The 17,409-nt window shown below is 71.3% G+C and carries 12 protein-coding genes; 8 read left to right on the forward strand and 4 right to left on the reverse strand.

Annotation, left to right across the window (positions count from 1 at the left end):
- Positions 1–89: 89 nt before the first annotated feature.
- Entirely contained in the window at positions 90–3,227 is a 3,138-nt protein-coding gene (locus AB0F15_RS37530; protein ID WP_360281250.1) for an efflux RND transporter permease subunit, read from the reverse strand.
- Positions 3,228–3,315: 88 nt separating this feature from the next.
- Positions 3,316–4,515, reverse strand: a complete 1,200-nt coding sequence (locus AB0F15_RS37535; RefSeq protein WP_360281252.1) for a YihY/virulence factor BrkB family protein — start codon at positions 4,513–4,515, stop codon at positions 3,316–3,318.
- Between the two features lie 215 nt (positions 4,516–4,730).
- Here AB0F15_RS37535 and AB0F15_RS37540 point away from each other — a divergent pair, with 215 nt between their 5' ends.
- From AB0F15_RS37540 to AB0F15_RS37560, 5 genes are all read left to right on the forward strand, one after another.
- Positions 4,731–6,470, forward strand: coding sequence for a DEAD/DEAH box helicase (locus AB0F15_RS37540; RefSeq protein ID WP_360281254.1), 1,740 nt, complete (start codon positions 4,731–4,733; stop codon positions 6,468–6,470).
- A gap of 550 nt (positions 6,471–7,020) precedes the next feature.
- A complete protein-coding gene (locus AB0F15_RS37545) occupies positions 7,021–8,157 on the forward strand; it encodes a substrate-binding domain-containing protein (RefSeq protein ID WP_360281256.1) in 1,137 nt (378 codons plus the stop codon).
- Between the two features lie 90 nt (positions 8,158–8,247).
- Complete coding sequence (locus AB0F15_RS37550; RefSeq protein ID WP_285989855.1) at positions 8,248–9,021, forward strand: ATP-binding cassette domain-containing protein; 774 nt, start codon at positions 8,248–8,250, stop codon at positions 9,019–9,021.
- A 20-nt stretch (positions 9,022–9,041) separates the two neighbouring features.
- On the forward strand, positions 9,042–10,508 hold the full coding sequence (locus tag AB0F15_RS37555; RefSeq protein WP_360281258.1) for an ABC transporter permease: 1,467 nt from the start codon (positions 9,042–9,044) through the stop codon (positions 10,506–10,508).
- A gap of 11 nt (positions 10,509–10,519) precedes the next feature.
- Positions 10,520–11,701: an ROK family transcriptional regulator gene (locus AB0F15_RS37560; protein WP_360281260.1), complete on the forward strand. Its 1,182-nt coding sequence runs from the start codon at positions 10,520–10,522 to the stop codon at positions 11,699–11,701.
- 129 nt (positions 11,702–11,830) lie between these two features.
- Here AB0F15_RS37560 and AB0F15_RS37565 read toward each other — a convergent pair whose 3' ends face one another.
- Positions 11,831–12,007 carry a hypothetical protein gene (locus AB0F15_RS37565; RefSeq protein WP_360281262.1) on the reverse strand — a complete coding sequence of 59 codons (177 nt, stop codon included), beginning with the start codon at positions 12,005–12,007 and terminating at the stop codon, positions 11,831–11,833.
- 342 nt (positions 12,008–12,349) lie between these two features.
- Here AB0F15_RS37565 and AB0F15_RS37570 point away from each other — a divergent pair, with 342 nt between their 5' ends.
- From AB0F15_RS37570 to AB0F15_RS37580, 3 genes are all read left to right on the forward strand, one after another.
- Positions 12,350–13,150: an EamA family transporter gene (locus AB0F15_RS37570; protein ID WP_360281264.1), complete on the forward strand. Its 801-nt coding sequence runs from the start codon at positions 12,350–12,352 to the stop codon at positions 13,148–13,150.
- A 480-nt stretch (positions 13,151–13,630) separates the two neighbouring features.
- Positions 13,631–14,983, forward strand: coding sequence for a glutamine synthetase family protein (locus AB0F15_RS37575; RefSeq protein ID WP_360281266.1), 1,353 nt, complete (start codon positions 13,631–13,633; stop codon positions 14,981–14,983).
- A 100-nt stretch (positions 14,984–15,083) separates the two neighbouring features.
- A complete protein-coding gene (locus AB0F15_RS37580) occupies positions 15,084–15,866 on the forward strand; it encodes a hypothetical protein (RefSeq protein WP_360281268.1) in 783 nt (260 codons plus the stop codon).
- On the opposite strand, the gene AB0F15_RS37585 is transcribed toward AB0F15_RS37580, so the two are convergent.
- On the reverse strand, positions 15,844–17,283 hold the full coding sequence (locus tag AB0F15_RS37585) for an amino acid permease (RefSeq protein WP_360281288.1): 1,440 nt from the start codon (positions 17,281–17,283) through the stop codon (positions 15,844–15,846). The genes AB0F15_RS37580 and AB0F15_RS37585 overlap by 23 nt on opposite strands.
- Positions 17,284–17,409: the final 126 nt, after the last annotated feature.

A 17,409-nucleotide genomic window follows, 5' to 3' on the forward strand; every position in this document is an offset into this window, starting at 1 on the left:
CTTTCCGCATACCCACCCCCGCCCGGTCACGCGACTCCCGCCCCCAATCACGCGAGTCCCGGCCCCAATCACGCGAGTTCCGGCTCAGATCACGCGAGTTCCGGGTTGAGGGACTCCGACTCCGGGGCTTGGGCCGGGGTTCGGCGGGCTGTTCGGCGGGCCTTGCGACGTTCCTTGCCGGTCTCGACCATCGTGTAGAGGGTCGGGACCAGGACCAGGGTCAGGAGTGTCGAGCTGACCAGGCCGCCGATCACCACGATCGCCAGTGGCTGGCCGATGAACCCGCCCTGGCCGGTGATGCCCAGCGCCATCGGGACCAGGGCGAAGATCGTCGCCGCCGCGGTCATCAGGATCGGCCGCAACCGGCGCCGGCCGCCTTCGGTGACGGCGTCGGTGACGCTCATCCCCTCGGCGCGGTACTGGTTGACCAGGTCGATCAGCACGATCGCGTTGGTCACCACGATCCCGACCAGCATCAGCATGCCGATCAGCGACGGCAGGCCGAGCGCGGTGCCGGTGACCAGCAGCAGCCCGATCGCGCCGGTCGCCGCGAACGGGATCGACACCAGCAGGATCAGCGGCTGGATCAGGCTCCGGAACGTCGCGACCATGATCAGGAAGACGATCGCGATGGCCGCCAGCAGCGCCAGGAACAGGTTCGAGAACGCCTCCTGCTGGTCCTGGCTGACGCCGCCGAGCGAGTACGCCGCCCCGCCGGTGAACGTCAGGCCGTCCAGTTTGGACTTGATGTCCGCGGTGGTCTTGCTCAGGTCGGCACCGGTGTTCTTCGCGGTCACCGTGGTGCTCAAATCGCCGCCGGTGCGGTGCACCGACGCCGGTCCGTCCACAGTGGACACCTTCGCGACCTCGTCGAGCCGGACGACGCCGGTGGGGCCGGGGATCGGCAGGCCCTTCACCTGGTCGACCGTCACCGGTGCCGTGCCGGCGCGCAGGACGATGTCCGTGCGCTGGCCGCCGACCGGCAGCTGCGTGACCGTGCGCCCGGCGATCGCCTGGTTGGCGACCTGCCCGATGGTGCTCGCCGACAGCCCGTGCGCGGCGGCCGCGGCGTCGTCCACCTCGACCTGCACCCGCGGCGAGCCGACGGCCAGGTCACTGGTCACCTCGGTCAGCCCGGACACCCCGCGCAGCGCCTGCGCCACCTGGTCGGACGCCGGCTTCAGCGCCGCTTCCGACGGCGCGGTCACCGTCACCGACACCTGGTCGGAGTTGAACCCGGACGCGGCCGCGCCGACCTTGATCTCGCCCAGCTCCGGCCGCGACGTCAGCTTCGCGCGCAGCCGGTCCGAAAGCGCGTTGAGGTCGGTGCCCTTCGCGACGGTGACGGAGATGCTGGTCGACGTGCCGCTGCCGAAGCCGAACGGACCGCCCCCGCCGACGCTGACCTGGTACGTCTGCACCGCGGACTCGGCGGCGAGTGCCTGCTCGACCGCCGTGGCCGCCTTTTCCTTCGCCTCGACGCTGGTGCCGGCGGGCAGCTTCTGCGTCATGTTCAGCGTGGTGCCGCCGGACTGGTCGAGGAAGTTGGTGTCGAGCCGCGTCGCGAGCCCGACCGTGCCCGCGAAGATCAGCAGGGCCAGCAGGACGACGGTCAGCCGCCGCCGCGTCGCGAACCGGATCACCGGCAGGTACGCGCGCTGCAGGATGCTGCGGCGCTCCTTGTCGACGGCCACTTTCCGCGCCCGCTCGGCCTCGACGGCGTCCGCCGGAACCGCGGGCCGCTTCAGGAACCAGTACGCCAGCACGGGAACCACGGTCAGCGAAACGAGCAGCGAGGCCAGCAGTGCCACCGTCACGGTGATCGCGAAGGGCGAGAACAGCTCGCCGACGAAGCCACCGACGAACGCGATCGGCAGGAACACCGCGACGGTCGTCAGGGTGGACGACGTCACCGCGCCGGCCACCTCGCGGACGCCGTCGAGCACCGCGCGCTGCTTGTCCTCCCCGTAGGTCAGATGCCGTTTGATGTTCTCCAGCACGACGATCGAGTCGTCGACCACCCGGCCGATCGCGATGGTCAGCGCGCCGAGGGTGAGCAGGTTCAGGGACAGGTCACCGGTCCACAGGGCGATCAGCGCGACGACGACCGACAGCGGGATCGACACCGCGGTCACCAGCGTCGAGCGCACCGACAGCAGGAACAGCAGGATGACGATGACCGCGAACGCCAGCCCCAGCAGGCCTTCGGTGGTCAGGCCGCTGATTGCGTCCTTCACCGGCGTGCCCTGGTCGAACACGACGCTCATCTCGGCGCCGGCCTTCTTCGCCAGGTCCGGCAGCTTGTCGCGGACCGCGCCGGAAATGGCGACGGCGTTCCCGTTGTCCACCATGGTGACCGAGAGGCCGAGGCTGGGCTTGCCGTTGGTGCGCGTGATCGACGTCGGCGGCGCGAACCCGGCCTGGACGTCGGCGACGTCACCCAGCTTCACCGGTCCCCTCGCCGGTGCGCTCGTCCGCCCGGCGGCCCCGGGAGTCAGGTACAGCGCACGGAGACTGTCCACAGTGGTCTGTCCACCGCCGACCTGTACCGACAGCGTCTTGCCGTTTTCGGTCAGCGTGCCGGCCGGCACCGCAGCCCCGGCCGTCTGCAGGGTGGTGGCGATCGACGCCGGGTCGACGCCCGCGGCGGCGAGCTTCGCGTAGTCGAGCGTGATGGTGACGCGCGGCTGGCGCACGCCGGTGACGGTCACCGTGCGGACGCCCTCGATCTTCCGCAGCTCCGGCGCGACCTGGTCGGTCAGCGCGGGCGCGAGGGCCTGCGGGTCTCCGGTGGTCCCCGCGGCGACCAGCACCACCGGCAGGTCGTCGGTGCTGCCCGCGGACACGGCGGGCTCGCTGTTCTGCGGCAGCCGCGGCCGGACCTGGTTCACCACCTGCTGGATCTGCGAGACGGCGGCGTCGATGTCCGTGCCGAACTCGAACTGCGCGACGACCCGCGAAACGCCGTCCGACGACGTCGAGGTGACCTGCTCCAGGCCCTTCAGCCCCTGGAGGCCGCCCTCGAGGGGCTCGGAGACCTGCCGGTCCACCGCGTCCGGTGCCGCCCCGGGGTACGCGGTGACGATCTGGGCCTGCGGGAACTGCAGCGACGGGAACAGCTGCTGCTTGATCTGCGGCAGCGCGAAGGCGCCGAAACCGATGACCACCAGCGCGAGCAGGCCGATCAGGCTTCGGTTGCGCAGGCTCAATCTGGCCAGCACGGACATGACGTGGAACCCCCTAGGAAACGACGCGGCGACCGGTGCCGCGCGTCAGTGACCGGAAGAGCCTTTCACGACTTTGCTGAGGAGCGACTCAGCCTGGGGGTGGATTCCGGGTCGTTCCCCGGGCGGATCCGCGACCCCGGGCTGCGCTGGGTGCCGGTTCCGGTGCGCTCGGTGACGAGGTGTCCTCTTCGGACGGCTCAGCCCCGTTGGCCGAGACGTCACCGTCGGCCGAGCCGTCACCGTCGGCCGAGCCGTCACCGTCGGCCGGGACGTCTTCGGTGCGCGGGCGCCGCAGCGGCGTGGTCGAGCGGTCCCGCAGCTTGCGGCCCTCCTCCGAACGCAGCCGCTCCGAGGCGCGTTCCATCTCCAGCCGCCGCCACTTGCGCCGCTGGCGCCGGGTCGCCTTCGCCGGCCACAGCTCCTGGATCGCGCTGTTGAAGTACGCGCCGCCGACCACGGCGAGCCCGATGAAGAACATCAGCAGCAGGAACGCGATCGGCGCGGCCAGCGCACCGTAGGTGTAACCCGTCTTGGTGATCCAGTTCAGGTAGACGCGCAGGCCGACCGAGGACAGCAGGAACACGACCATGGCGAGCACCGCGCCCGGCAGCCCGCGGTGCCACGGCAGCTTCCGCGGCAGCGCGAGCTTGTACAACGTGGTCAGCGCGAGGGTGATCATCGCGCCGAGGGCCGGGAAGTACAGCGTGCTCACCCACGACGTCACGGTCGGGCGCCACTCCGTGGGGAAGAACTCCGGCAGCAGGTCCGGGCCGATCGCCAGCAGCGGCAGCCCGACCACCAGGATCACCAGGCCGCACAGGTACAGCAGGAGCGCGAAGATCCGCTGCCAGACGTCGTTGCGGACGCCGTACTGGTCGTGCGCGACGGTGATCGCGTCCACGAACGACGACATCGCCGACGAACCCGCCCACAGCGAGATGAGGAAGCCGATCGAGACGATCTCGCCCTTGCCGACGGTGAGGATGCTGTTCACGGTCGGTTCGATGATGTCGTGGACGGCGTTGCTGCTGAAGACGGTCTTGCAGAAGCCGATGATCCGGTCGTGCACCTGCGCGACCACGTTCTGGCCGAACCACTCGCCGACGAACCCCAGGCTGCCGAGCAGGCCGAGCAGCAGCGGCGGCAGCGACAGCGTCTGCCAGAACGCGGCCTCGGCGGCCTCGGAGAAGATGTTGCCCTCCCAGGCCTTGCCGAGCGTGCGCGTGAGGAGGCGCCACGGCCCCTTGCGGACCACCTTCGCCCCTCCGGACGGCTGCACCTCACCCATGACTCGTCCAGCATGGTCCATCTGCGCTGATTTGGCTCGTCACCACCCGTGCACCCGGGCGTGTCGGGGAACGTCACCCGTGCCGGTGCCCGGAACCGTCGGACCCGGCCGGTAGACTCGCTCCGGTGCCCTCACCGCAGCCGCCGACACGGAAGTCGGTGGCACAGTGAGGGTTTTCGCACGTCAAAGCACTTGAGCGAGGGGGAGGACCGGCGATGACGGGGACGCAGCTCGGGGCACCTCCCGCGGAGAAGGACTCGACCGCGCGCCCGCTGCGGGCGTGGCAGCGGCGGGCGCTCACCAAGTACCTGACGCAGAAGCCCAAGGACTTCCTCGCGGTGGCGACGCCGGGCGCCGGCAAGACGGTGTTCGGCCTGCGGATCGCCGCGGAGCTGCTGTCCGACCGCACGATCGAGGCGGTCACCATCGTCACCCCGACCGAGCACCTGAAGCACCAGTGGGCGTCGGCGGCGGCCATGGCCGGGATCCAGATCGACTCGAACTTCCGCAACACCACCGGCGTCACCTCGTCGGACTACAACGGCGTCGCGGTGACGTACGCGCAGGTCGCGGCCCATCCGACGCTGCACCGGGTGCGCACCGAGAACCGCAAGACGCTGGTGATCCTCGACGAGATCCACCACGGCGGCGACGCGAAGTCGTGGGGCGACGCGGTGCGCGAGGCGTTCACGCCCGCGGTGCGGCGGCTGGCGCTCACCGGCACGCCGTTCCGGTCCGACGACTCGGCCATCCCGTTCGTCAGCTACGAGGCCGACGGCGAGGGCTTCCAGCGCAGCCGGGCCGACCATTCGTACGGGTACGCGGACGCGCTGGCCGACGGCGTGGTCCGGCCGGTCGTCTTCCTGGCGTATTCGGGCGAGGCGTCCTGGCGCACCAGCGCGGGCGAGGAGTTCACCGCCCGGCTCGGCGAGCCGCTGACGGCGGAGCAGAACGCCCGGGCGTGGCGCACGGCGCTCGATCCGGCGGGCGAGTGGATCCCGGCGGTGCTGCAAGCCGCCGACACGCGGCTGTCGCAGGTCCGCCAGAGCGTGCCGGACGCGGGCGGGCTGGTGATCGCCACCGACCAGGAGACGGCGCGGGCGTACGCGAAGATCCTGGAGCGGCTCTCGGGGGAGACGCCGACGCTGGTGCTCTCGGACGACCCGAAGGCGTCGGGGCGGATCAAGGAGTTCTCCGAGACGAACGAGCGCTGGATCGTGGCGGTCCGGATGGTCTCGGAGGGCGTCGACGTCCCGCGGCTGGCCGTGGGCGTGTACGCGACGAGCGCGTCGACCCCGCTGTTCTTCGCGCAGGCGATCGGCCGGTACGTGCGGGCGCGGAAGAAGGGCGAGACGGCGAGCGTGTTCCTGCCGTCGGTGCCGGTGCTGCTCGAGCTGGCCAGCGAGCTGGAGGCGCAGCGCGATCACGTGCTCGGCAAGCCGCACCGGGAGAAGGAAGGCTGGGAGGACGAGCTCCTCGCCCAGGCCAACCGCACCGAGGACGAGCCGGGCGAAGAGGAGAAGGCGTTCACGTCGCTGGGTGCCTCGGCCGAGCTCGACCAGGTGATCTACGACGGCAACTCGTTCGGCACGGCGGTGTTCTCCGGCTCGGACGAGGAGCAGGAGTACCTGGGCCTGCCCGGTCTGCTGGAGCCCGACCAGGTCCGCGCCCTGCTGCGCAAGCGGCAGGAGGAGCAGCTCGCGGACGGGAAGCGCCGCAAGCCCGCGAAGGAGGAGCCGGCGCCGGCCCCGCAGGCGCGGCCGCAGTCGGTGAGCGAACGGCTGGGCGCGTTGCGCAAGGAGCTGAACGCGCTGGTGGGCATGTACCACCACCGCACGAAGAAGGCCCACGGCGCGATCCACAACGAGCTGCGCCGGGTGTGCGGCGGCCCGCCGACCGCCATGGCGACCGTCGAGCAGCTCGAAGAGCGGATCGTCACCCTCCGTTCCTGGTGAGGCCGGGATGCCGGCCGGGCGGCGTCCCGTCGCCCGAGAGGCTGAAGTTCCGGTGATCACCCTCAGTTCCCGGGACGGCGTGCTCACCGCACGGCCGGGCTTGTGACGCTCTGTATTGCGATGTCACCTGCGAGGCCGCTCCACGGTCGCCGGCGGGGTGTCCGTCCGGGCGTCCGGCCGTGAAGTCCGCAAGTCGGCGACCAATCATCGGCGGGTCGCGTGGATTCGCCACCGGTCGCGCTCGGTGCACACGACCGGAGTAGCCGTCGGCCCTCATGAAACGTGGACGTAACTTATCGTGAGTGCTGGCGATCACATCGTCAGCGGATCTACCCTTTCCGGGCGAGGTCCAGCCTGTGTTGCCGAACCGTGTCCAATTGGTGTCGTTTAATCGATCCAGCTATCTTCCCCGCAGCCGCTCAGCGGCATATGTTGTCGCCCACAACATATGCGCGACGGTGCGCCGGGGCCTCCCGGATCACCGCCTCGCTGGCCCGAAGCACACGCCGACGGCCGCTCGACACAATGCTTGGATCCGGAAGGAACGAGGATGCGCAGCAGAACCCTTACCCTCCTCGCCGCGACGGTGAGCGCCGGCCTGGTGCTGACCGCCTGCGGTACCAACAGTTCGAACAGCGGGGGCACGGGGAGCAACTCCGCTTCCGCGTCCGCCCCGGCCGCCGGCGGCGCCAGCGGCAAGGTCGGCGTCATCCTGCCGGAGACCGCCAGTTCGGCCCGCTGGGAAGCCTTCGACAAGCCGATGCTGCAGGCCGCCCTCGCGGCGCAGGGCTTCGACGCCGACGTCCAGAACGCCCAGGGCGACGCCCAGAAGTTCACCACGCTGGCCGACGGCTTCATCAGCTCCGGTGTCAAGGCCCTGATCATCGCCCCGTCCGACCCGGCTGTCGGTGCCGCGGTCGAGGCCAAGGCGAAGGCTGCGGGCATCCCGGTCATCGACTACGACCGCCCGAGCCTCGGCGGCAGCGCCGACTACTACGTCTCGTTCGACAACGAGAAGGTCGGCCAGCTGCAGGGCCAGGCCATGGCCGACGCGCTGAAGGACAAGGCCGGCGCGGGGTTCGTCCAGATCGAGGGCGCCCCGACCGACAACAACGCCACGCTGTTCACCAAGGGTCAGGACTCCGTCCTCGAGCCGCTGATCAGCTCCGGCAAGCTGAAGCGGATCCAGAAGCAGCCGATCAACGACTGGGACAACCAGCTCGGCGGCACGACGTTCGAGCAGATCTTCACCGCCAACGGCGGCAAGGTCGACGGCGTCGTCGCGGCGAACGACGGCCTGGCCGGCGCGGTCATCACCATCCTCAAGAAGAACGGCCTCAACGGCAAGGTCCCGGTCACCGGCCAGGACGCCACCGCCGACGGCCTGATGGCGGTCATGCGCGGCGAGCAGTACATGACCGTGTTCAAGCCGATCAAGGAAGAGGCCGAGGCGACCGCGAAGCTGGCCGCCGCGCTGGCCAAGGGTGACAAGGCCGCGGCCGACGCCATCGCGACCGGTTCGCTGCACGATCCGAAGAACAACCGCGACATCAAGTCCGTGCTGCTGACCCCGACGACGGTCGTGGCGAAGGACGTCAAGACGGTCGTGACCCAGGGCTACGTGAAGGCGACCGAGATCTGCGGTGGCGACCTCGCCACCAAGTGCGCCTCGCTCGGCATCTCCTGAGCGCCCGCAGTACCCCATGAACAGCCGGGCCGGGACGCGCACCCCGACGGCGCGTCCCGGCCCGGTCCCCACCCAGGAGAAATGCCAGCCATGAGTGAGCCCATTCTCGAGATCAAGGGTCTGAACAAGAGTTTCGGCCCGGTCCACGTCCTCCACGACGTGGACTTCGATGTGCGTGCAGGCGAAGTGACCGCGTTGGTCGGTGACAACGGCGCCGGCAAGTCGACCCTCGTCAAGTGCATCGCCGGCATCCACCCGTACGACTCGGGGGCCGTGCGGTTCAACGGCGAAGACACGCACATCCGCGGGCCGCGCGACGCCGCGGACCTCGGCATCGAGGTCGTCTACCAGGACCTCGCGCTCGCCGACAACCTCGACATCGTCCAGAACATGTTCCTCGGCCGCGAACGCGGCAGTTCGTGGAAGCTCGACGAAGCCAGCATGGAGAAGGCCGCCCGCGAGACGCTGGCCTCCCTGTCGGTCCGGACCGTGAAGTCGGTCCGCACGCCGGTCTCCTCGCTGTCCGGTGGTCAGCGGCAGACGGTCGCCATCGCCAAGTCGGTGCTGTGGAACAGCAAGGTCGTCGTGCTCGACGAGCCGACCGCCGCCCTCGGTGTCGCACAGACCCGGCAGGTGCTCGACCTGGTCCGCCGGCTGGCCGAGCAGGGCCTGGGGGTCGTGCTGATCAGCCACAACATGGCCGACGTGTTCGAGGTCGCCGACCGCATCGCGGTGCTCTACCTCGGCCGGCTCGTCGCCGAGGTGCACACCAAGGACGTCAGCCACGGCCAGGTCGTGGAGCTGATCACCGCCGGTCGCTCCGGTGACCTCGGCCTGGCCCGGCCCGAAGCCGTGGTCCTGTGAGTGGGAAGAAAGAACCGGAAATGACTGAAACCCCTGCCAAGCACGAGGCCGGCACCCCGGCCGCGGAAGCGCTCGCCCAGACCCAGAACCCCGGCGCGGCGATCACCGACTTCGGGATCGACACGACATCGATGTCAACCGGCGAAGCGGTGCGCGACTACTTCGCCCGCCTGCGGGCCGGTGAACTCGGCGCGCTGCCGTCGCTGTTCGGCCTGCTCGTGCTCGTCATCCTGTTCAGCGCGCTGTCGGACAACTTCTTCACGCTGGCCAACATCGCCAACGTGTTCCCGCAGGGCGCGGGCGTCATCATCATCGCGATGGGCATCGTGTTCGTGCTGCTGCTCGGCGAGATCGACCTCGCCGCCGGCGTGGCCTCCGGTGTCGCCGCTTCCGTGATGGCCCTGCACTACGTGCACGCCGGCAACCTGCTGGGCACCTTGGGCACCGGTGTCTTCATCACGTTCATCGGGGTCCTCGCCGTGGCCATGCTGCTGTCGGCCTACCAGCGGATCTGGGCCGGTGCCGGGCTTTCGCTGGTGGGCTTGCTGATCGTCGCGATCGGCGTGCCCGCGAACGCCTGGCTCGAGATCCTGCTGGCCATCTGCGTCGGCACCGCGATCGGCTGCATCACCGGCTTCCTCGTGTCGAAGATCGGCATGCCGTCCTTCGTCGTGACGCTGGCGCTGTTCATCGTGTGGCAGGGCGTCCTGCTGCAGTTCATCGGTGAGGGCGGCACGATCGGCATCACGAACTCGGACATCCTGTACAAGATCTCCAACGGCAACCTGAACATCCTCGGCAGCTGGATCTTCTTCCTCGTCGCCGCGGGCGGGTTCGCGGTGATCACGCTGACCAGCCACTTCAAGCGGCTCCAGCGCGGCCTGGTCGTCCAGCCGACGGCGCTGGTGATGGTCAAGGTCGGCGTGCTCGTCGTGCTGTCGGCGGTGGGAACGTGGCTGCTGACCATCAACCGCTCGCCGAACAAGGCGGTCGTCACGATCGAGGGCGTCCCGTACGTCATCCCGATCATCCTGGTGCTGCTGGTGGCCGGGACCTACGTGCTCAACCGGACCCAGTACGGCCGGTACGTCTACGCGGTCGGCGGCAACAAGGAAGCCGCCCGCCGCGCCGGTATCGACGTGCCGAAGATCCGGGCGAGCGTGTTCGTCATCGGCTCGGCGGTCGCGGCCATCGGCGGCATCGTCGCCGCGTCGAAGGTCGGTTCGGTCAGCCCGCAGTCCGGTGGCCTCAACACGCTGCTGTTCGCGGTGGGCTCGGCCGTCATCGGCGGCACGTCGCTCTTCGGTGGCAAGGGCCGGGTTTCCGACGCGGTGGTCGGCGGGCTCGTGATCGCCGTCGTGATCAACGGTCTGGGCCTGCTCAAGCAGCCGGCCGCGGTGGTCAACATCATCACCGGTCTGGTCCTGCTGCTCGCCGCCACGGTCGACGCGCTGTCCCGGCGCCGCGCGGCTGCGTCGGCGCGCTGAACCACCATGGGATGATCAAGCCCGTGACCAGCACACCCGTTGCACGACCGGACGAGGTGCGCCGGCACAACCGCACGACCCTGCTCCGCCTGCTGCACGTCGGCGGGCCGAGCACCCGGGCGACCCTGGCCGCCGAGCTGGGGCTCAACCGGAGCACGATCAAGACCCTCGTCGACGGGCTCGCCGAAGCCGGCGTCGTCGAGGAGAAGGTGCCGAGGCCGGGACGAGGGGCGGGCCGCCCCTCGCTCCTGGTCCTGCCCCAGCCCCACGCGGCGGTCGTGCTCGCGGTCGACCTGCAGGTCGAGCACGTCGCGATCGCCCTGGTCGGGCTCGGCGGCCAGATCCTGGGCCGCAACAGCTGGAACCTGCGCGGCCGGATGGGCCAGCCGGACGAGGTCATCACCCACGTCATCGAGTCGACGGCCATCCTGGCCGGCGACCTCGACGTGACCCCGGTGGCGGCCGGGGTGTCGGTGCCCGGCGTCGTCCGGCGGGCGGACGGGTACGTGCACGAGGCGCCGAACCTGCGCTGGACCGACGTCGCGCTCGGCGACCGGCTCGGCGGGGTGCTGCAGATCCCGATCCTGGTCGGCAACGACGCCGAGTTCGGCGCGGTCGCCGAGCACCTGCGCGGCGCGGCCCGCGGGGCGTCCGACGTGGTGTACATCTCGGCGGACGTCGGCGTCGGCGGCGGTGTCATCGCCCAGGGCTCGGCGCTGCGCGGCGGCTCGGGGTACGTCGGCGAAATCGGGCACATGGTGATCCGGCCGGACGGGCGCGCCTGCTACTGCGGCAGCAGCGGCTGCTGGGAGACCGAGGTCGGCGAAGCTGCGCTGTGCCGGGCGCTCGGGCTGGCCGAGGACACCCCGCGCGGGGCGATCCTGTTCGAGCTGCGCGAGCTGGGCCGGGACCCGGAGGCGGCGCTGACGCGGCTCGCGGAGTTCGCCGAGTGGCTGACGCTCGGGCTGATCAACATCGTCAACCTGCTGGGGCCGCAGCTGGTGGTCCTCGGCGACCTGCTGACGGTGCTGCCGGAGGCGGTGCTGCGCCACGTCGGCGCCGAGGTGCGCCGGCGCAGCCTGGTGAGCCGGGCGGTCGGGGGCACGCGGATCGTCAGCTCGGCCTTGGGTGCCGACGGAAGGCTCCTCGGCGCCGCCGAAGTGGCCTTCGAAGTCGTGCTGGATTCTGTCTGATTTCCTGTCCGGTTTCGTGACCGGAATCACCGCTTTCGCGGCCGTGCCATGATTTTCGGCACGCAATCTGCAAGATGCAGAAAGGCGGCCGGTGCCTGTGCGCACCGGCCGCCTTTCTCTCGTCTGTGGTTACCGCTGGATGTCGGCGGACAGTTCCTTGAGCTTGGCCTCGTGCTCGCGGGCGTGGTGCCCGCAGAAGAGCAGTTCGCCACCCTTGAGGATGGCTCGTACCTGAGCTGCTGCTCCGCACCGGTCACAGCGGTCGGCGGCGGTCAGTTCGGGGCGGGTGAGCGTCGGCGATGTCATGGGGGTCTCCCTCCGTCCCGGCACCGGTCGCCCGGTGCCATCGATCCAGCTACGCCCACTTCGGCACTGATGCCGGTGGCGGCGATCGCCTTCGGCTCCGCGGTGTTCGTGCTTCCACTCTTCCAGACGTTTCGCGGCTCGCAAGTGTTCCCGCGCCGGTGGGACCTGAGTCACGCCGATTTACCCCGTATGCCGTAGCGGCGTCCCGCAATCCAGGAGACGAATACCCGGAGAGTTACGTTTTCGGTGCTCAGGCACCATGGGAACGTGCGTAAGGTGAGTTCCCCGCGACGGCTTTCCGGCGCGCCCGCTCCGCTCTTGTTCGTTCTCAGCGGAATTTCGATGTACGCCGGAGCGGCGGTCGCGGTCGGTCTTTTCGGGCATGCGACGCCGGCGGGGGTGGCGTGGCTGCGCTGCCTCGGCGCGGCGGCGGTCCTGCTGGCGTGGCGGCGCCCGGGGCGCCCGGCCTGGCGGGGGAGGCGCCTGCTGCTGGCGATCGTCTTCGGCGTCGTGACGGCGGGCATGAACGTGCTCTTCTACGAAGCCATCGCCCGGCTGCCGCTGGGCACGGCGGTGGCGATGGAGTTCGCCGGCCCGGTGGTCGTGGCGGCGCTCGGGTCCCGGACGGTGCGGGACGTGGTCGCGCTGGTCCTGGTGGCCGCCGGGGTGGTGGCCATCGCGGACGTCCGGCTCGGCGGGAGCTTCTGGGGAGTGGTGTTCGCCCTCGGTGCGGCGGCGGCCTGGGCGGGCTACATCCTCCTGGGCAAGCGCGTCGCGGCGGACGGCGACGGCATCGACAGCCTGGCGATCGGCTTCGCCGCGGGGACGCTCGTCCTGTCGCCGCTCGCCCTGGGCACCGGCGAAGTGTGGTCTTCGCCACGGCTGTTGCTGCTGGGTATCGGGGTCGGAGTGCTCTCGACGGTGGTGCCGTACGGCCTGGACCAGGTGGTGTTGCGCCGCGTGGGCCAGGCGCGCTTCGCGACCCTGCTGGCGCTCCTCCCGGTGACGGCGGGGGTGATGGGGTTCGCGCTGCTCGGCCAGGTGCCGAGCCTGCCGGAGGCGATGGGGACGCTGGCGGTGGTCGCGGGGGTGGCCTTGCGGAGCCGGGAGGGGCCGGGGGTGGGTGGGGAGCCGCCGGGTTGAGGGTTTGGTGCTGGCGCGCGGGGCGGGGTGCGCGGGGCGGCACGCCGAATGGGTTCGCGTCGGGCGCGCGGGCGGGCTCGGGGACTGCGCGGGGCTGAGCCGCCCGGGATGCGGTCTCGCGTCGGGCGCGGCCGGGCGAACGGGCCCACGGCCAGCGACTCCGGAGGTCCCCGAATGACTCATTCGGGGACCTCCGCCGTCCCTCACGAGTCGTTCGCGACGCTGAGCTTCCCCGCCGCACCGGCACCGCCCCGAGTTGTCCACAAGCCGCCCGTGATGTGGACAACCGGTCCCCGGCGAGGGCTTCCCGGCGGTTCTCGTCGGCCGTCCTCGATACGCTGGAGCGGGGCGGAACCCCCAGGGAGGGTGGGCCCTGCTGGGCGGCGCCGAGGCCACCGGACCCGGCCACGGCCGGATCGTGCTGGTCCGCGCCGCGCCTGCCCGGGATACTTACCCCGGGCGCCAGGGAAGCGGGTGGTCATGACCAAAGCGGCGTCGGCGGCGGCGAAGGACTTCGCGGCCGCCGGAGTGGGTGGGGTGCACCTCGCCTGGGCGGACAACAACGGTATCCCGCGCTCGCGGATCGTTCCGGTTGCCGGGCTGGCCGATGCCGCCGGGCGCGGGGTGGGGGCGACTTCGCTCTTCGCCGTCTTCGACAGCCACGACGCCATCACCTACGCCCACGCCGGCCTCTCCACGCCGTCCGGGGACGTGCGGCTCGTGCCCGTCGTCGACCGCCTGCGGCGGCTGGCCGGGCAGCCCGCGCTCGCCTGGGCGCCCGTTCGGCAGCTCACCCGGGACGGCGATCCGTGGCCCTACTGCCAGCGAGCCGTCCTCGAACGGCAGGTCGCCGAAGGCGCGAAGCGGGGGCTCGAGTTCCGGGCGGGCTACGAGCTGGAGTTCGCCGTCGCCCCCGCGGGCAGCCGGGACGTCCTGGCCGCGCCCGGGCACCCCGGGCCCGCCTACAGCCCGCACGCCCTCGTCGGTCTCGATGGCTTCGTCGCCGCCCTCCTGCACGACTTCGCGGCCAACGACCTGCGGATCGGCCAGCTGCACGCCGAGTACGGCGTCGCTCAGCTCGAGCTGTCGCTGGCCGCCACCGATCCCGTCTCCGCCGCCGACGACCAGCTGCTCGCCCGGCAGACCATCCACGCCGCCGCGCGCGTGCACGGCCTCGCCGTCAGCTTCGCCCCGGTGATCGGCCTCGGCGCGGCCGGGAACGGCTGGCACCTGCACACCTCCGTCCACCGCCGGGGCCGCAACCTGCTCCACGGCGACGGGCGCCCGGACGGGGACGGCGCCGGCTACCTCGCCGGGCTGCTGCGCGACCTGCCGGCCCTGACCGCGATCACCGCGCCGAGCGTCCCCTCGACGCTCCGGCTGCGGCCCGGCTTCTTCGCGGGCGCGTACGCGTTCTGGGGCGTCGAGAACCGGGAGGCGCCGCTGCGGTACGTCCCCGGCTCGGCGCTCCTGGGCGAGGGCCACGCGAACGTCGAGCTCAAGACGTCCGACGCCTCGGCCAACCCGTACCTCGCCCTGGCCGTCGTGCTCGCCGCCGGGATGGCCGGCATCGAGGACGCGCCCGCGCTGCCCGAGCCGATCGGCGAAGACCCGGGCGCCTGGACGGACGAAGACAGGGAAGCCCGCGGGGTGCGCCGGTTGCCGGCGGACCCCGCCGAACAGGCCGCGGCGCTCGCGGCGTCGCCGCGGATCGCCGGTGTGCTCGGCGAAGAGCTGCTGGGTGCCTTCCGCGCGGTCCGGGCCTCCGACGCGGCGTGGGCGGCCGAACGCACGGCCGACGAGATCGTCGCCGCCCACCTTTGGCGCTACTGAGAGCCTTATTCTGGTCAGGACGGCCCTACGGACCGCAGGGCCGGCCGCCTGTGGTGACACTCGCGCCGGCCGACGGCTGAATAAGGCTCTGAGGGGACCGATGTCTTCGGGGATCGACGGCGGGCAGCTCGACCTGTCCGGGGTGCGGTGGCTGCCGGGCGGGGCCCGGCTGGCCGCGGTGGCCCAGGCGGAACTGCCCCAGAAGGACGGCCTGGCCGCGGCGTTCTGCGGGCTCGCCGCGCTGCGGGCGGCCGGGCTCGACGTGCCCGACCAGGACGCCGTCGCGGCGGCCGCGGGCACCGTCCGGGGCCCGGCGGTGTGGCCGCCGGGCGAGGCGGGCCGTCGTGACTTCCGGCTGCCGCTGCCGGTCGTCGACGACCCGGCCGCGGCAGGCACCCGGGTGTCCGGGCTGGCGGCGGCCGTCGGATCGCTGTCGCGCGGCGCCCTCGCGGCGGTGCCGGTGACGGGGGAGTGGACCACCGGGGCGCTGTTCGACCTGCTCATCGGGTTGTGGGACGTCCCGCGCGTCGCGGTGCTCGCCCGGATCGACGGCGCCGAGGTCGGTGCCCACGACACCCCGGAACGCGCGCTGCTCGACTACCTCGACACCGGCGTCCCGCCACTGTGGACGTCCCGCTGGCGCCCGCCCGGCGGCCACTTCGTGCTCCTGGCGGGCATTCGCATCGGCGCCGAGGGCACCCTGCTGTCCGTTGTGGACACTTACCCGTCGTTGGGCGACCACGGCCGCCACGACCAGCCGGTCGAGTGGGTGACCGCGGCGCTGGCCGGGCTCGGCGTGCTCGTGGTCGTCGACGCGGACCAGGCCGGCGTGGTCCGGGGAGCCGCTCGCGCCGCCGGGCTCACTCCGTCCTTTTGGGACTGACCGCCGCTCCGGGCGCGAAGCGGGAATGGCGGCGGCCGTAGGCGAAGTAGAGCGCCAGGCCGAGCACCAGCCACACGGCGAACCGGATCCACGTGAGCACGTTGAGGTTGAGCATCAGGTACAGGCACGCCAGCGCGGCCACGACCGGCACCACGGGCGAGAACGGCACCTTGAACGGCCGGTCGAGGTCGGGACGGCGGCGCCGCAGCACCGGGACCGCCACGGCCACGATGATCATCGCCGACAACGCGCCGATGCTCACCATGTCGGCCAGCTCTGAAATCGGGATGAACGCGGCCAGCACGGCGATCAGCCCCGCACCGCCGATGGTCATCCGGTGCGGGGTGCCCCAGCGCGGGTGCGCGGTGCCGAGCGCCTTCGGCAGCAGGCCGTCGCGGCCCATCGCGAAGCCGATCCGCCCGATCGTGACCAGTTCGACCATCATCACCGACGTCAGCCCGGTCACCGCGCCGAGCGAGATCAGCGCGCCCACCCAGTGCTGGCCGACCCGGTCGAACGCGTCGGCCAGCGGGGCGCCCGTGTCGATGTCGGTGAACGGGATCATGCCGGTCAGCACGATCGAGACGCCGATGTAGAGCAGCGCGCACACGACGAGCGCGCCCAGGATGCCGACCCGCAGGTCCTTGCGCGGGTTCAGCGTCTCTTCGCCCAGGTTCGCGAGTGCCTCGAAACCGGTGTAGGCGAAGAAGACCACGGCGGCCGCGGTGATCATCCCGGCGATGCCGTAGACGGACTGCTCCAGGCCCAGCGCCGCCTGGACGATCGGTTGCTCCAGCACCGTCGTGCCGCTTTCGGGAGCGCGCGCCGGCGGGATGAACGGTGTGAGGTTGGCGCTGCGGACGTAGAACAGGCCGACCGCGAGCACGAGCACGCAGACCGCGACCTTGACGCACACCAGCAGGTTGGTCAGCCAGGCGGATTCCTTGATGCCCAGCACGGCGACCACCGTCAGCACGGCGATGATGAACACGGCTCCGACGTTGACCTTCGCGTCCTCGCCGAACCACTCCGGCGACAGCCCGAGCAGGTTCGCCAGGTACCCCGACCAGCCGCGCGACACGACGGCGGCGCCGAGCGCGAACTCCAGCAGCAGGTCCCAGCCGATGATCCAGGCGAACACCTCGCCGAGGGTGGCGAAGGCGTAGGTGTAAGCACTGCCCGCGGTCGGGACGCTGGACGCGAGTTCGGCGTAGCACAGTGCCGCGAGCCCGGCGACGACCGCGCCGAGCACGAACGAGAGCGTCACCGCGGGCCCGGCGTGGGTCTTCGCCTCGACGCCCGCCAAGGTGAAGATGCCGGTGCCGATGATGATCCCGACACCGAACCCGATCAGGTCGCGCCCGCGCAGCCGCCGTTTGAGCTCCCCGGAGTCCTGGCGTTCCAGGACCTCGTCCACGTTCAGCGTTCGCCGCTCACCCATGAGGAGAAGTTAGAAGGTCACGAGCGTTCCCGCAGATCGGCCGCGCCCGGCTTTTGCCCCGGTCAGGCCCCGGTCAGGCTCCCGCGCGGCCCGGGGGCACAG

Source organism: Amycolatopsis sp. NPDC026612, assembly GCF_040638285.1.
Taxonomy (GTDB): Bacteria; Actinomycetota; Actinomycetes; order Mycobacteriales; family Pseudonocardiaceae; genus Amycolatopsis.

What these genes read in the sequence shown, in the direction of transcription:
- AB0F15_RS37530 (WP_360281250.1), bottom strand. Translation starts at nt 3,227, where the DNA reads ATGTCCGTGCTGGCCAGATTGAGCCTGCGCAACCGAAGCCTGATCGGC.
- AB0F15_RS37535 (WP_360281252.1), bottom strand. Translation starts at nt 4,515, where the DNA reads ATGGGTGAGGTGCAGCCGTCCGGAGGGGCGAAGGTGGTCCGCAAGGGG.
- AB0F15_RS37540 (WP_360281254.1), top strand. Translation starts at nt 4,731, where the DNA reads ATGACGGGGACGCAGCTCGGGGCACCTCCCGCGGAGAAGGACTCGACC.
- AB0F15_RS37545 (WP_360281256.1), top strand. Translation starts at nt 7,021, where the DNA reads ATGCGCAGCAGAACCCTTACCCTCCTCGCCGCGACGGTGAGCGCCGGC.
- AB0F15_RS37550 (WP_285989855.1), top strand. Translation starts at nt 8,248, where the DNA reads ATGAGTGAGCCCATTCTCGAGATCAAGGGTCTGAACAAGAGTTTCGGC.
- AB0F15_RS37555 (WP_360281258.1), top strand. Translation starts at nt 9,042, where the DNA reads ATGACTGAAACCCCTGCCAAGCACGAGGCCGGCACCCCGGCCGCGGAA.
- AB0F15_RS37560 (WP_360281260.1), top strand. Translation starts at nt 10,520, where the DNA reads ATGATCAAGCCCGTGACCAGCACACCCGTTGCACGACCGGACGAGGTG.
- AB0F15_RS37565 (WP_360281262.1), bottom strand. Translation starts at nt 12,007, where the DNA reads ATGACATCGCCGACGCTCACCCGCCCCGAACTGACCGCCGCCGACCGC.
- AB0F15_RS37570 (WP_360281264.1), top strand. Translation starts at nt 12,350, where the DNA reads ATGTACGCCGGAGCGGCGGTCGCGGTCGGTCTTTTCGGGCATGCGACG.
- AB0F15_RS37575 (WP_360281266.1), top strand. Translation starts at nt 13,631, where the DNA reads ATGACCAAAGCGGCGTCGGCGGCGGCGAAGGACTTCGCGGCCGCCGGA.
- AB0F15_RS37580 (WP_360281268.1), top strand. Translation starts at nt 15,084, where the DNA reads ATGTCTTCGGGGATCGACGGCGGGCAGCTCGACCTGTCCGGGGTGCGG.